This window comes from Nostoc sp. 'Peltigera membranacea cyanobiont' 210A, from assembly GCF_002246015.1.
Lineage (GTDB): Bacteria > Cyanobacteriota > Cyanobacteriia > Cyanobacteriales > Nostocaceae > Nostoc.
Map to the genome: position 1 here is coordinate 623933 of NZ_NOLJ01000001.1, position 15510 is coordinate 639442.

14 protein-coding genes are annotated in these 15510 nt (G+C 43.8%); 7 read left to right on the top strand and 7 right to left on the bottom strand.

Annotated elements, in window-relative coordinates; all coding sequences use genetic code 11:
* Positions 1–33: 33 nt before the first annotated feature.
* Entirely contained in the window at positions 34–195 is a 162-nt protein-coding gene (locus tag CDG76_RS38090) for a hypothetical protein (protein WP_223265106.1), read from the top strand.
* Positions 196–600: 405 nt separating this feature from the next.
* The gene (locus CDG76_RS02715) at positions 601–2982 is read left to right on the top strand and encodes a phosphoketolase family protein (protein WP_094347526.1); all 2382 of its coding nucleotides are present in this window, start codon (positions 601–603) and stop codon (positions 2980–2982) included.
* Between the two features lie 196 nt (positions 2983–3178).
* Here the strand turns inward: CDG76_RS02715 and CDG76_RS36960 are convergent, their stop codons facing one another.
* The 3 genes from CDG76_RS36960 to CDG76_RS39495 are packed head-to-tail and all read right to left on the bottom strand — an operon-like array spanning position 3179 to position 3970.
* The gene (locus CDG76_RS36960) at positions 3179–3334 is read right to left on the bottom strand and encodes a hypothetical protein (protein ID WP_190240735.1); all 156 of its coding nucleotides are present in this window, start codon (positions 3332–3334) and stop codon (positions 3179–3181) included.
* A complete protein-coding gene (locus CDG76_RS02720) occupies positions 3312–3848 on the bottom strand; it encodes a GNAT family N-acetyltransferase (RefSeq protein ID WP_094347527.1) in 537 nt (178 codons plus the stop codon). Before CDG76_RS02720 ends, CDG76_RS36960 begins: the two co-directional genes overlap by 23 nt.
* A 26-nt stretch (positions 3849–3874) precedes the next feature.
* Positions 3875–3970, bottom strand: coding sequence for a VOC family protein (locus CDG76_RS39495; RefSeq protein ID WP_333783362.1), 96 nt, complete (start codon positions 3968–3970; stop codon positions 3875–3877).
* Positions 3971–4221: 251 nt separating this feature from the next.
* Here CDG76_RS39495 and CDG76_RS02730 point away from each other — a divergent pair, with 251 nt between their 5' ends.
* From CDG76_RS02730 to CDG76_RS02750, 5 genes are all read left to right on the top strand, one after another.
* Positions 4222–4419, top strand: a complete 198-nt coding sequence (locus tag CDG76_RS02730) for a hypothetical protein (protein ID WP_094347528.1) — start codon at positions 4222–4224, stop codon at positions 4417–4419.
* Positions 4420–4581: 162 nt separating this feature from the next.
* Positions 4582–6213 carry a DUF1565 domain-containing protein gene (locus CDG76_RS02735; RefSeq protein ID WP_094347529.1) on the top strand — a complete coding sequence of 544 codons (1632 nt, stop codon included), beginning with the start codon at positions 4582–4584 and terminating at the stop codon, positions 6211–6213.
* A gap of 563 nt (positions 6214–6776) precedes the next feature.
* The gene (gene argZ, locus CDG76_RS02740) at positions 6777–8888 is read left to right on the top strand and encodes a bifunctional arginine dihydrolase/ornithine cyclodeaminase (protein WP_094347530.1); all 2112 of its coding nucleotides are present in this window, start codon (positions 6777–6779) and stop codon (positions 8886–8888) included.
* A 68-nt stretch (positions 8889–8956) separates the two neighbouring features.
* The gene (locus tag CDG76_RS02745; protein WP_094347531.1) at positions 8957–9478 is read left to right on the top strand and encodes a DUF2085 domain-containing protein; all 522 of its coding nucleotides are present in this window, start codon (positions 8957–8959) and stop codon (positions 9476–9478) included.
* 88 nt (positions 9479–9566) lie between these two features.
* Positions 9567–10211 (top strand): Uma2 family endonuclease, encoded by a 645-nt coding sequence (locus CDG76_RS02750; RefSeq protein ID WP_094347532.1) that lies wholly within the window; start codon positions 9567–9569, stop codon positions 10209–10211.
* Between the two features lie 202 nt (positions 10212–10413).
* On the opposite strand, the gene CDG76_RS02755 is transcribed toward CDG76_RS02750, so the two are convergent.
* The 4 genes from CDG76_RS02755 to CDG76_RS02775 form a co-directional block, all read right to left on the bottom strand.
* Entirely contained in the window at positions 10414–11691 is a 1278-nt protein-coding gene (locus CDG76_RS02755; protein WP_094347533.1) for a glycosyltransferase, read from the bottom strand.
* Between the two features lie 812 nt (positions 11692–12503).
* Positions 12504–13763 carry a glycosyltransferase gene (locus CDG76_RS02760; protein WP_094347925.1) on the bottom strand — a complete coding sequence of 420 codons (1260 nt, stop codon included), beginning with the start codon at positions 13761–13763 and terminating at the stop codon, positions 12504–12506.
* A 207-nt stretch (positions 13764–13970) separates the two neighbouring features.
* Entirely contained in the window at positions 13971–14438 is a 468-nt protein-coding gene (locus tag CDG76_RS02770; protein WP_094347535.1) for a DUF2141 domain-containing protein, read from the bottom strand.
* Positions 14439–14448: 10 nt separating this feature from the next.
* The gene (locus CDG76_RS02775) at positions 14449–15456 is read right to left on the bottom strand and encodes a glycosyltransferase family 2 protein (protein WP_094347536.1); all 1008 of its coding nucleotides are present in this window, start codon (positions 15454–15456) and stop codon (positions 14449–14451) included.
* Positions 15457–15510 lie beyond the last annotated feature (54 nt).

Here is a 15510-nt window from a genome sequence, read left to right on the forward strand (position 1 = left end):
TACCCAAGTCTAGTCAAGAATAAGTATTAGATTTTGCTATCTCTCTCCAAAAAAAAACTAACTCAGCATTGGGATGCTATTTCTGATGTTGAGACTGCTGCATTGAAAATTGAGTTTGCTAATGAAGATTTAGCTTTTGCAGAGTCCGTTTTAATTGATTATCTCCCCCAACTTCAACAAGAGGATGCAGTTTGATGCGAGGAGATGTTTATTGGGAGTATCTCACCTTTGCAAATATACCAGGCGATTAGAAATCGCGGCTACACAAACGAACGCGAGTGCGTCTCGCAGAGAAGTCCGCCTACGCGGACTCAAAGAATTTGAAACCCACGGAGGTGGGTTTTGTTTGTATAGCCGCGAATTCCATTCGCCAGGACAGGCTAGATAATTATAATGAAGAAAATGCAGATTGATGGCATTAATTAATAGTTTTAGATGTAGCCCATCGTAGACATCACTTTCCATCCTGTGTGTAGAAGCAAGGAATTTAGTCACGAAGGCTGAAAAAATTCATCATGGGTAGATGGCCATCATCTGGAAAACAAGTACAATCACTTACGGATGAACCCATCAAAAACCTTTTGGAATGGAGTGTCGATAATGACATTAGCAACGACTCCACAAACAAAGCCTTTAACTGATGAAGAATTACAAAAGATAAACGCCTACTGGCGTGCAGCTAACTATCTTTCCGTTGGGCAAATATATCTACTCGACAATCCGCTACTAAGAGAACCCCTAAAGCTGGAACACGTCAAACCCAGACTATTGGGGCACTGGGGAACTACGCCAGGGCTGAACTTAATCTATGTTCACCTGAATCGGGTCATCAAAAAATATGACCTCAACACAATCTACATTGCTGGCCCCGGTCATGGAGGCCCTGGACTAGTAGCCAACACTTACTTAGAAGGCACTTACACTGAGTATTATCACAACATCTCCCAAGATACTGAAGGAATTCAGAAACTCTTCAAACAGTTTTCTTTCCCTGGTGGTATTCCCAGTCACGTAGCACCGGAAACCCCTGGTTCGATCCACGAAGGCGGGGAATTAGGTTATGCCCTCGTCCATGCTTATGGTGCTGCCTTTGATAACCCTGACTTAATTGTTGCTGCTGTTGTCGGTGACGGCGAAGCCGAAACAGGTGCTTTAGCGACTAGCTGGCATTCCAACAAGTTTCTTAATCCTGTACGTGATGGCGCTGTGCTTCCCATTTTGCACCTGAATGGGTATAAAATTGCTAACCCAACGATGCTGGCACGGATTAGCCATGATGAGTTGGAGAGTTTATTTATAGGCTACGGCTACAAACCATACTTTGTTGAAGGTGACGATCCCGCAGATGTCCATCAGCAGATGGCGGCGACTCTAGAAACAGCGATCGCAGAAATTCAAAGTATCCAAAGGGAAGCCCGCGTACATGGTTTCACTGAACGTCCCCAGTGGCCGATGATTGTGATGCGAACCCCCAAGGGTTGGACAGGGCCCAAGGAAGTAGATGGTAAAAAAACCGAAGGTTCTTGGCGATCGCACCAAGTTCCTTTTGGCAATATAGCCAAACAGCCAGACCACCTGAGACTTCTAGAAGATTGGATGAAGAGTTACAAACCAGAAGAACTCTTCGACGCTAACGGTAAACTGATTCCCGAACTAGCAGAACTCGCCCCCAAAAAGCATCGACGCATGGGTGACAATCCCCACGCTAACGGCGGTATTTTGCTGCATGACCTGAAGATGCCCGATTTTCAAGACTATGCTGTAGATGTTTCTGAACCAGGGAAAGCGATCGCAGAAGCTACCAAAGTGACCGGCAAATTCCTGCGGGATATCATGCGACTTAACCAAGAAAGTCGCAATTTCCGTATCTTCGCCCCCGACGAATTAGCATCGAATCGTTTAGACCCTGTGTTAGAAGTTACAGACCGGGTTTGGGAAGGCGAGATTTACCCCGAAGATGACCACCTTTCCCCCGACGGTCGGGTAATGGAAGTTCTCAGCGAAACCTCTTGCCAAGGATGGTTAGAAGGCTACCTCCTCACCGGGCGTCATGGGTTCTTCACTTGCTACGAGGCATTCATCCATATCATTGATTCCATGTTCAACCAACACGCCAAATGGTTGAAAACCACCAGACATATTCCCTGGCGTAGACCGATCGCTTCCCTCAATTACCTACTCACCTCTCACGTTTGGCGACAAGACCATAACGGTTTCTCTCACCAAGACCCTGGTTTTATCGACCATGTACTTAACAAAAAAGCTGAGATTGTTCGCGTCTATTTACCCCCCGATGCCAACACTCTGCTGTCGGTAACTGACCATTGTCTAAAAAGCCGCAACTATGTCAACGTCATCATTGCTGGTAAACAGCCAGCATTGCAATATCTCAACATAGATGCTGCTATCAAGCATTGCACCAAAGGCATCGGCATTTGGGAATGGGCAAGCAGCGACCAAGGCGGCGAACCAGATGTAGTGATGGCTTGTGCTGGGGATGTTCCCACCTTAGAAACCTTGGCGGCTGTAGACATCTTGCGTCAGCACTTCTCGGATTTAAAAGTGCGGGTAGTGAACGTAGTCGATTTGATGACACTCCAGCCAAAAACCGAACATCCCCACGGTTTGAGTGAAAAAGATTTTGACACAATTTTCACCACCGACAAACCCGTTATCTTTGCCTTTCATGGCTATCCCTGGCTAATTCATCGCCTAACCTACCGCCACACTAATCATAAAAACATCCATGTGCGTGGCTACAAGGAAGAGGGAACTACCACCACCCCCTTTGACATGGTTGTTCTCAACGATTTAGATCGCTTCCATTTGGTAATTGATGTAATCGATCGCGTGCCTAAACTAGGATCTAAGGCAGCTTATGTCAAACAGCACATGCAAGATAAGCTGATTGAACACAAGCATTACATTGATAAGTACGGCGATGATGTGCCGGAAATTCGCGATTGGAAGTGGCCCTATTAATCGGAAGACTTACGCAAACAATAACCGAAACCCTTATTTTCAGGTAGGGGCAATTCATAAATTGCCCCTACAATGTGTAGTTTTGCGTAAGTCCTAAATAGGAAATAAGTGAAAAGAGGCAGAGAAGAAACTCTTCTGCCTACTTTTTCATTTTTTAGGACTTACGGGACTACCAAATATTAAATTCGGGCAGTCGTTAATTGAATTCGGGCAGTCGTTGATTAAATTCGGGTAGTCGTTGATTGAATTCGGGCAGTCGTTGATTAAATTCGGGCAGTCGTTGATTAAATTCGGGCAGTCGTTGATTGAATTGTTCCTCATCTGGTGATTCAGCTAATTTCACTTTCACCATGCCAATCTGCTCGGCTTAGGCAATAAACAAAGCACTCATCGTCACCAAACCGTCGATACTCGATAAATTTGAAGCCAAAGCGTTCATAGAAGCGGTGAACGCGGGTATTACTGGCTAGCGGATCAACAAGTATAGCCGTCACTTGCGGATCAGCAAAACATCGAGCAAGTGCAAGCCGCATCATTTGTGTTCCATAGCCTTTACCCAAATCAGTTTCTTCCCCAATCCAGATATCAATGGCACGAAGATTCGCCGTAACATCACCCCAGTAATGGCTATCCTCATGTGCTGGATCGATAATCTGAATAAATCTGATGGGACGACCATCAATTTCAGCAATCAATTGCTCTCTCCATTCGGGAGCGCGGTTAAGTTCTACTTCCCAGCCCCAGTCATCGTTAGGATCGGACTCAACCACATGAGGTTGCTCATCCCAGTGGTGCAATAAATCCAAATCAGCAAAGCTAGCAGAGCGGAGGTTTATCCTTATCGCAGGTGGCGGGGCATAGTTCATACTGTTTCTCCTATGTTTTCGGCGATTCACTCGACGAGTTGAATCACGACACCGTTGGGGTCTGTGACTTGAAAGAACCTTTCACCCCAAGGTTCAGTCTCGATCTCCGTTGTAATTTTCATACCTTAGGGACTTCCAAATAAAAAAATATCCAATTAACTCTTGTGGGGTGGGCGTCTCGCCATTGGTGTCAACTTAAGCCGAAAACTATATCGGACAGGCGTTTTGCAAATCCCTCACGCCCTCATCCCCTAACCCCTTCTCCCTTGGGAGAAGGGGAATTGAATGTCTAGCTCCCCTCTCTCTTGGGAGAGGGGCTGGGGGTGAGGGCAAAACGTTGTCACCAAGCGGGTTTAGCGTTAAGTTGACACCTATGGCGTCTCGCCCGCCATATTATGGACTGGGCGGAGATGCCCACCCCACAATATTGGATAATTTATTTCTTGGAGTTCCCTTACTGATTGAATTCGCGCATATTCCCGATCAATATCATCCACCACAATCTCAAAGTAACTTTGCTTATATTGTTCTAGAGGATGTAGAAACCTCTAGTTTAGGCAAAGCCAACTAGAGATAGTTCATTTAGTCGAGTACTAGTGAAACCCAAAAGCATTTACATAATTTAATTTTTTAACTTTGTAGTGAGAAGTACTTAAAGTTACTTAATGCATCAACTGCTACCCACCTTCATGGTTAGCGCTAGGATAGCTATGTATTTTATGAAAGTATAAATATGGCTCAAAGTTTTTACGTAAATCCAGTATCAGGCAGCAATACCAACCCAGGTACTCAACAAGCCCCCTTCAAAACTATTACGCAAGCCCTCAAGGTAGCGACTCTTGATACCAAGATTCAACTAGCAGATGGTAATTACAATGCTGCTAGCGGTGAAGTCTTTCCGTTAACGATTTCATCTGGCGTAACAGTGGTGGGTAATGAAGCCAATAAAGGCAATGGTATTTTAATTGAAGGAAGTGGTAGTTACCTGAGCCGTACTTTTGCTGGTCAGAATGTCACTTTTGTGCTGCTGGATAAAGCTGAACTCCGAGGAGTGACTGTAACAAATTTAGCTAGTCGTGGTAGTGGTGTCTGGATCGAATCAACTACCCCTACTGTTGCTAATAGCACCTTCATCAATAATAAGCGGGAGGGAGTATTTGCTACAGGCGATGCTAACCCAGTGATTCTAGGTAATGTGTTCAGTGAGAATGCAGCTAATGGAATTGCGATCGCTAAAAATTCTAAAGGTCAAATTGAAAATAATACCTACTTTAAAACAGGTTTTGGCATTGCCATTAGTGATACTGCATCACCCATCCTTCGAGATAACAGAATCTATGAAAACCGTTCTGGGATTGTCATCTCTGGTAGTGCCCGTCCCGTATTACGTAATAATGTCAGTGAAAATAATACTGATGATGGGATCACAGTAATTGGAACTGCTCTACCGGATATCGGCAGTATCAATAGTCCAGGGGGCAATACTCTACGCAATAACGGTAAATTTGATTTGCAAAATGTCAGTTCCAATAAGCTGATTTCTCTAGGAAATAAAATAGATGCGTCTAAAGTCGCCGGAAACATAGAGTTTGCAGATAGTTCGGTTCCAACACCCACGCCAACTCCAACGCCAACTCCAACTCCAACGCCAACTCCAACGCCAACGCCAACTCCAACTCCAACGCCAACGCCAATTCCAACTCCAACTCCAACTCCAACACCAACGCCAACGCCAACGCCAACACCAACGCCAACACCAACGCCAACGCCAACGCCAACTCCAACTATTGAATTAACCGATATTGCAAATCATTGGGCAGGTGGGTTTATTCGGGAATTAGTCAAATTAGGGATAGTTAATGGTTTTCCCGATCGCACATTTAAACCCGATACGACGATGACACGGGCACAATTCGCGGCAATATTGGTAAAAGCTTTCAACCCACAACCAAACCGTGCAGCGATCAAATTCAAAGATGTACCAACAGACTTCTGGGCATCCAAGGTAATTCAGCAGGCATATCAAGGTTCATTTCTCTCTGGTTTTCCCGACAATACCTTTAGTCCCAACAAAAATATCCAGCGTGTGCAAGTGATTGTCTCTCTGGTGAATGGACTGGGGTTATCTAGTGATGGTACGGCAACTATCAAAGTTTTTGATGACCAAGCCAAGATTCCTGAATATGCCAAGGATGAGGTAACAAAAGCTATAGACAAGGAAATTATCGTCAATTACCCAAACCTGAAACAACTCAATCCTACCCGCGATGCTACACGCGGTGAGGTAGCGGCGATCGTGTATCAAGCTTTGGTAGATGCTGGGCGTGTAGCAGCGATCAATTCGTCTTATATAGTGACTGCTTGAGGGAGGCAGGGGGCAGGGGGCAGGGGGCATTGGTGTAAACTTAAGCGGAAAACTATATCGGACAGGCGTTTTGCAAATCCCTCACGCCCTCATCCCCTAACCCCTTCTCCCAAAGGAGAAGGGGAATTGAATGTCTAGCTCCCCTCTCTCTTGGGGAGAGGGGCTGGGGGTGAGGGCAAAACGTTGTCGTCAAGCGGGTTATGCATTCTTTGCGTTAGCCTACGGGAGTTTTGCGTCTACATTAAAAAAATTGACTTTGATAAAAAGTTAAGCTTTAATCCAAGTGTATTTAGCGATCGCCACCAATATTTACTATTGACTGCTTTTAACGGTGTCTTCACCTGCCCCACTTTCCTGGAAACCCAAATTAAATCAGGCTTTCTTAATTTGGAACTTTGAATTGGTATTATTACCATGTTCCAGTAATAGAATTGATAACGAAGGCTTGGTAAAGTCTTCAACTCTCAAAAGATAGAAGCTTTAGTAGCAGATTTTACCTGTAGAAAAACAAAAATCTGTATTCAAAGTAAGCTTGTAGCATATAAAACGCTTGTAAGATTTTTATGACTTCCCGGATTCGCTTTTTAATGTGCCCTCCTGACCACTATGACGTGGACTATGTGATTAATCCTTGGATGGAAGGGAATATTCACAAGTCATCGCGCGATCGCGCCGTGGAACAGTGGCAGGGACTACATCAAATCCTCAAACAACACGCAATTGTAGATTTAGTACCACCTGAAAAAGGCTGGCCTGATTTGGTTTTTACCGCCAATGCTGGCTTAGTTCTGGGCGATAATGTCGTCCTCAGTCGCTTTTTGCACAAAGAACGTCAGGGAGAGGAGCCTTTCTTCAAGCAATGGTTTGAGGCAAATGGTTATACAGTCAATGAACTTCCTAAAGATTTGCCCTTTGAGGGAGCAGGAGACGCACTACTAGATCGGGAAGGACGCTGGTTATGGGCGGGATACGGTTTCCGCTCGGAATTAGATTCTCACCCTTATCTAGCTAAATGGCTGGATATTGAGGTGCTATCCCTGCGATTAATAGACGAACGTTTCTATCACCTGGATACTTGCTTTTGTCCTTTAACAAATGGCTATTTGCTTTACTATCCCGGTGCTTTTGATTCTTACTCCAACCGCTTAATTGAAATGCGAGTCGCACCAGAAAAGCTAATCGCAATTGAAGAAGCCGATGCAGTCAACTTCGCTTGTAATACGGTGAATGTTGATAGCATCGTCATCATGAACAAGGCGAGTGATGCTTTGAAAACCCGCCTTGCAGATGTGGGTTTCCAAGTGCTGGAAACACCGCTGACAGAATTTCTCAAAGCTGGTGGCGCGGCTAAATGCTTAACTCTGCGGGTTACAGAACCAGTTAGAGATGAAATTCATGCCAATGTCTCGGTAGAAAGCCGCGTCATTCGCATGGAAGGACATTTGCTAGATGCTGGCTTAATCAACCGCGCTTTGGATTTGATTATAGATGCCGGGGGAAGTTTCCAAGTCTTAAATTTCAACTTGGGAGAACAACGCCAAAGTACCTCAGCCGCAGAGGTGAAGGTATCAGCACCATCTCATGAGGTGATGGAAGAAATCATCTCAATGTTGATTGATTTGGGTGCAGTAAATTTACCCCATGATGAGCGAGATGCTATCTTGGAGCCGGTAATCCAAGATGGTGTTGCGCCTGATGATTTCTACGTCAGTACAATTTATCCCACGGAAGTACGCATTAGTGGTCAGTGGGTGAAGGTAGAAAATCAGCGGATGGATGGCGCGATCGCAATTACCCAAACTGCCAATGGCTTCGTCGCTCGGTGTAAAATACTCCGCGATTTAAAAGTTGGCGAACAGGTAATTGTAGACGTTTTAGGTATCCGCACCATCCGCAAAACGGAATCGCGCGAAGTCCGCAGCACCCAAGAATTTAGCTTTATGTCGGCGGGAGTTTCCAGCGAACGGCGCGTGGAATTAGTCGTTGAGCAAGTGGCTTGGGAATTACGTAAAATCCGCGATGCTGGTGGTAAAGTAGTTGTCACGGCTGGCCCAGTAGTGATTCACACTGGTGGCGGCGAACACTTGGCGCAACTGGTTCGGGAAGGATATGTACAGGCGTTGCTGGGTGGTAATGCGATCGCAGTTCACGACATCGAGCAAAATATCATGGGCACTTCCTTGGGTGTGGACATGAAGCGGGGTGTCGCCGTCCGTGGTGGACACCGCCATCACCTCAAGGTAATTAATAGTATCCGCCGTTATGGCAGCATTCCGAAAGCTGTGGAGGCGGGAGCAATTAAAAGTGGCGTGATGTATGAGTGCGTCCACAATAATGTACCTTTTGTGCTTGCGGGTTCCATTCGGGATGACGGGCCTTTGCCTGATACCGTAATGGATTTGATTCAAGCACAGGAAGAATATGCCAAACACCTAGAAGGTGCAGAGATGATTTTAATGCTGTCATCGATGCTGCACTCGATTGGGGTGGGGAATATGACTCCGGCAGGGGTGAAAATGGTATGTGTCGATATTAATCCAGCTGTGGTGACTAAGTTAAGCGATCGCGGTTCTGTAGAATCAGTGGGTGTGGTGACAGATGTGGGATTATTCCTCAGTCTGTTGATTCAGCAGTTGGATAAGTTGACAAGTCCTTATGTGAATAAGGTAGGTTAGGAAAACGTAGACGTGAAACGGCTTCCCGCAGGGTACCGCGAAGACGCAAAGGGCGCGAAGAAAGGAAGATGACAAGAGTAGCTTTTAGTGAATTGCAGGTTAATTGGGTCAGTTTTATCGCTGATTTCTTGTTGGTAGGGATGGTTTTTGGCCCGCCTATCGCTCCCTTTTTGGCTGCGTCTGGAGTGTCTTTGCTTCCTGGGATTGCGGACATCATTTATTTCATGGGTAATCATGTGTGTCCGCAACCAGCTATGGGGTTAGATTTAGCACCACCGTTTATGATGGCTGTGTGTATGCGCTGCTACGGCACTGTAACGGGTTTGCTAATTACTCGTTTGCTGTATGGGATAACTGGTGGTAAAGGATTTTACTGGTTAAGTCAGTATGGCTGGAGTGGTGTTGCTTTAGCTAGTGTGCTGATGATGGCTTATCCTTTGGAATTAGCAGCACAGATATTCGGCTTATGGAGTTTTAATAATTATCTGGTTACGCCTTTTGGGTTAATTACAGGTTTGGCGTGGGGATTGTTTACTATGCCGATCTTACATGGGTGGCGGGTTGGTAAAATCAGCTTGCATGAATTGTAGAATTAGAAACCGCACGTTAGTAGCCTCTCCCAACTGATAGAGGCAAGGATGCGGCATGACCGAAACCAAGTGCTGAGGGCGATAAATTATGATTCAAGCCTTACGTAAACTAGTAACATTCGATGAATTCATCGCTTGGTATCCAGAAAATTCGCAACAACGTTATGAACTGCATGATGGAGTAATTGTTGAGATGGCACCACCAACAGGCGACCATGAAGAGGTCATTGGATTTTTGGCACTAGAAATATCTGCCGAAATTAAGAGGCTAAAACTTCCCTACTTCATTCCTAAAACAGCGTTTATTAAACCATTGGAAGGTCAATCAGCTTATTCTCCAGATGTGCTGATATTAAATCGGACTAATTTAGTAAATGAGCCTCTGTGGAAAAAAGAATCAACTATTAGCCAAGCAGCATCAATTCCTTTAGTAGTTGAGGTAGTTAGTACCAACTGGAGAGATGATTATTTAAAAAAAGTGGCAGACTATGAGGCAGTAGGCATTCCTGAATACTGGATTATAGATTATGCAGCTTTAGGTGGTAAGCGGTTTATAGGCAATCCTAAACAACCAACTATCTGGATTTACTCGTTAGTTGAAGGAGAATACCAAGTCAGACAGTTTCGAGGTAGCGATGCCTGTAACGGTAAAGTAAGCATTATCTCACCTACTTTTCCCGAATTGAATTTAACCGTCGAACAGATTTTTCAAGCTGGAGGTCTAACAACATAGCTACAACCCCACTTGACTGATTTTGAAAGGCGATCGCATTTAATGATAAAGACATCGATAAATCATTAACTCACAACTTCTGCATTGATTCAGAATTCTGAATTCTGAATTCTTTTTTAATAATCCTAAAACTCGTTGGTGCAAAAAGTTGCAGTGTTAGCGATCGCTAGTACTGTAAATACTAGCGATCTGTTTGTTATCGTTATCGTCTTATACTGCCTGTACCTACCTCCACCTTCTGCGCTCCTTCAATGATTTGGTAAAGTTTGTGTTCAAATTTCTGCATACATGCCGACCAATCAAATTCGAGTATAGAGGGGCGAGCGTGTCTAGTCATATCTGCTTTCAAATCGGGATTTTCCAGAATCGCAATTACCTTTTGGGCGAAGTCTGTAGGGTTGTTAGGTTGGGCAAGGAAGCCGTTACGACCAGGAAATACCTGTTCTGAGGTTGACGGTGCAACAACAGCAACCAGAGGAGTTCCAGACGCTAATGCTTCGTTATTTGTCGTGCAGAAGTTCTCGGTGACGGAGGGGTTGATAAAAACATCCGCTCTGGCAAACCAACCTAGAAGTTCTGTACCATGAGACTCACCCCATACAGTAATACCCGCTCCAAACTTTTTAGCACGCTCGCGGATCTCTTCATCTAGCGGGCCACTACCAACAATTACCAGATGAACATCAGGAATTTTGGCAGCTATGACTGGAAAGATATCAAGCAATTGGTTGACATTCTTTTCGGGTGTGATGCGTCCGACAAACAACAGAGTTGGTCGGTTATCGTTGGGAATTGGGTCGTAACAAATGTTTCGCGGATGAAATTTTTCGCAATCGATACCTTGATAAGCGACGTATTCAGCGCGTTGGCATTTCAGTTCTTCGTATTTAGTCAGTTGCTCTTTAGAAGAGAAGTAATTGAAGTCATAAGACTCACTAAATTGCTTAACTAAAACGGGAACAATGGGACGAACCAAATTGAAGAATCTGTCTCCAAAGTAATATTTGATATAGGCAACGATATCTGTATGGAAGAGTGATATTATTGGCGTGCCTGTTCGTTTTGCGTATTGAGTGCCAATAGGGCGACCATAACCTTGCAAGAAAAATGAGTATAAACCTCTCATTTGGGCTGCTTCTTCAACCACGATAATATCGGGTTTGAATTTCTCCAGCAACTTGGTATCGCTCCAATGACGATAGTTCAACGGTTGAGGAAGAGACTTATAGAATAGCAGCGGTTCTGTGGGGAATGCGTAAGCAGAGAAGTTGGGGAAAGATTGAATTTCCTCCAAACCTGGCATGGGGCGATCGCCGACATTTTTGGGGTAGCGATCGTTAATTTGCGGATGGACTAGAAAAACCTCATGTCCCTGCTCTAGCAACCAACGAACTCGTTGGTGAACTGCGACGGAAACACCAGTTAAGAAAGGAGCATACAACCCTGTAAACAGTGCAATGCGAAGTTTTTGCTTAGTCATAATAAAGGGGAATATTTCACAAAATTGCTGGTTTTTAACTTAGGATTTACGCAGCAAATGTTTGATGAACATCCTGATTATTTGGCTCACAAATTCCCAGTAATACAGTTAGACTAAGGATTTACGCATTGTCAAATAGCTGAAATTTTCGATTTTGAAGTGGATGTTTATAGTGCTTCTAGTTTGTGTGCAATAGAGTCTGATCTCTCTCTTTCTAGAAGAGATGCTTTGAGGCTTAGTCCCCTGACAGTAACAAAAGTTTTTCCACTTTTCTCTCCTCTTAGGCTACGGTATACACACAAGTCTGAAATAGCTGATTAACCAGCGTTTTACCCCACCCTAACCCTCCCCAATATATTGGGGAGGGAACTAGATTTTCCGGTCTCCCCCCAATATATCGGGGGGATTAAGGGGGGTAATTCGACACCGTAGCGATGCCTTGGGAGGGGGGTAAGTTCAGGGTTTGGGCTTCATTACCAAGATGTGTGTATACCGTAGCTTCTTAAGAGAGAGTTAGAGAGAGGTATGGAAAAGGTTGGAGATTAAGTAGACTCAATTGCAAACACGTATATAAACCTGGGTTAGAAACTAACAAAACATCCAAAATGCTAAGTCAAAATTCCCCTTAATATATTTGTCTAAACCCTTGGTAAAAATGTAAATACGTTTTGATAATCAACAAGTAAAAACGTATATTTTTACAAGGGTTATAGCTAATATAGTTCTACTAAATATAAGATAATATAATTTGAAGACTAGGGAATGTTTAGTGTAATAACTTTCATGCCCTAGTTGATATTTAGCAATTTAATTCAAAGAGAAACCTTGCTATTAATAGGCTGATCCAACCATTGATAAGGGCGATATTCCACTAAGCGGATATTCCAAGGCCCTTTAACGCGATAGCTGACACCGCGCCAGGTAACTGTTGATGTCCACAGGGATGATAGCATCGCTAACCCATAAACCCACTGTGTCAACGGAATCCCAATCAACATTTTAATGATTGTAGCAGCTGATAATTTGGCGATCGCCTGGTCATTAGAGCGAACCACTCGCTGTATCTCTAATTCCAACACCAGCATTATCAAAAGTAATCCGACAGTGTAAACTCCATAGCAGACTAACAACAGAGCCGCAGCTTCCCATTTTGCCTCTAACAACGACTCTAGAACTAATACGCTCAGTAGAGTCGGAAACAAAATGCTAGAAACAGCTTCACTAACAAGAGCTAACCAACGTGGGTGATACAGTCGAGAAAAAAGGATAAGCCGCTTGAGATAGTCTATTAAGTTGAATAAATCAGTCTCTTCACGATTAACTATTAGCAGCGAAGGCACAAACTTTACCTGAAAACCATGTTTTTTCAGGATGTCGTGCATCATAAAATCTTCGCCTAAAGCTTGTCCCCACTTATCTAGCAGTTCTGTTTGGCGAAGCACTTCTGTTTTCACAGCCAAAGTTCCACCCCAAGGAATCTGGAAGATAAACATTTGCACTACTGTGGATACATTGCCGACGTACCGTACTAAAGAACCCCAATACCTACCTGTTGGTACGTACCACCGATTGCCGGTTGTTGCTCCCACTTTGGCATCGCCTAGAGGACTGACTAATTCTCTGAGCCAATTCAGATGAACTATAGTATCAGCATCGACTAAAGCAACCACCTTGTAGGAGTCGTCCAACTCACGGATAGCTTGGATTAAAGAACTGCATTTGAGACTACAATTGTTGCGTACTATTCTCAAAGGGCTGATTTGAACGTTGGTTGCTTCTTGCTCTGTGATGGTTTCACTAGCAATTTTCCAAGCAGGATCTTCGTGACTATCAACGATCAACTTTAAATCATACTGTGGATAGTTTTGATTTAGGAGCGATCGCAAACATCTAGGCAAAAACGGATCGGCTCCGCGTAAGCAAAGAATTACTGCGGTTTTGGGTAACTGATCGTCTGGTAATAAGTTTTTTTTAGACGAGCGCAGATACCATATAAAGACAAGCGTAAAACACACCTGAATAACCAGCCAACCCGTCAAAGACTTAGACAGAAATATTGCCAAATCTTCCATTAAATTTTTAGTCTCCGACAGAATAATGGATTGGGCATTGGGCATTGGAAAGAGGACAGGGGGTGTGGGAGGTGTGGGGGGTGTGGGAGGTGTGGGGGGTGTGGGAGGATGGGGAAGAAGTCTTACCCCCCCACACTCCCCACACTCCTCTTCCCCCTCTGCTCCCTGCCCCCTGCTCCCCTGCTTCTTCCCCACTCCCCATTCCCTTTAGGAATCCAGCGAATATTTCATGATGATGTTGACTGTTGTATTTTTGTTTACAACAAAACTGGCATCACGAAACTTTGGTGTACCTGTTTGTATGGACACAGTTGGATTTTTGGAAATCCCAAAACCTTCTTTGGGAATACCGAAAAAGTCTTTATTGAGTTTGCGATCGCCATTTTGATCGTCAACCACAGCGACAGCATAAGTTCCAGGTTTCAAACCGGAGAATTCTTTTTTTACAGAAGTGCCAGTAATCTTAGCGCAGCCACTTTGAGCTTCACTAGTACTACTCATTGGAAATCCTTTTTCGTTTGCATAAACTCGGAAGCAAATCTCACCTTTTTGGTGATCTATTCCATTTACTACAACATTAAGTGTTGCAGTTGGCTCTGCGTTCACTGTTTTAGCAAAGCTGATGCTCACTAAAGTAGCAAGCAAAACATGAGATAGTTGAGATAGTTTCAGCATAGTTTTGTAGTCAGAATAGGTGATTTTGATTCGTTAAAAGTGTGGCTTGTTGTTTTTTTATTGATGCTTTTCGACAACTTTTCCAAACTCTGGGCAGCACTATTAGCAAATCTTTCAGCAAAAGATATTCTGTCCCTTTTAACTGCTGGTGTAGACTTATATGACAACATAGCCGCTCATTCAAACTCAAGGGACTACGCCATATAGAGAGTACATACTCCCAGGTTATTCTCCAATGGGGCAATAAAATTCGTCCTTTCTTTGCTGAATCAAACCATACTGTATACCCATAAAAATCGGGGAGCATACTCAATAATGGTTTTTTGCTTTTGTCAGCAAACAGCAAGTAATTTGGAAAGAACATACTCATTGATTGTTGCGGATGACTTCTGATGAAAAACAGGGATTCAGGAATTTCATAAAACCTACCGAGAATACCAAGTCTTAACAAGAGAATTCCATCTGCATTACCATAACCACCCATAGGTGGTATCTTTTTCAAAACACTAGCGCGAATTACCCCGTAACATTGATAACATAAATGCTTGGTTAGCAATTCGTGAAAACGCTCCTGTGGCTTTAGTGCATCGGCCTTGACTTTGATATCGTAATTTTGGATAAAATTCCCCTGTTCATCAATGAAATATGCCTGGGAATGACACAAGATTATAGTAGGATCTTGGTCAAGCACCTCGACACACTTCTTGATAAAATCTGGAGAATGTAGATCGTCATGGGCTGCCCATTTAAAATACTCACCCGAAGACAGTTGCAAGACGCGATTAAAGTTACCAGCACAACCGATATTCGTGTCATTGCGGTAGTAACAAATACGTTGGTCTTGCTCGGCATAAGCTCTACAAATTTCCTCAGTTTTATCTGTCGATGCGTTATCTGAAATAATAAGTTCAAAATCTTCAAAGGTCTGAGCCAAGAGTGAATCTATGGCTTCTTTGATAAATTTTTCACCATTGTATACAGGTAATCCGATGCTCAATCGTGGCTGATTGCTACTCATAGAAAACAAGTATTCGGAAAATCTGTGGATTATTGTATGGTTAATCGTAGTAAG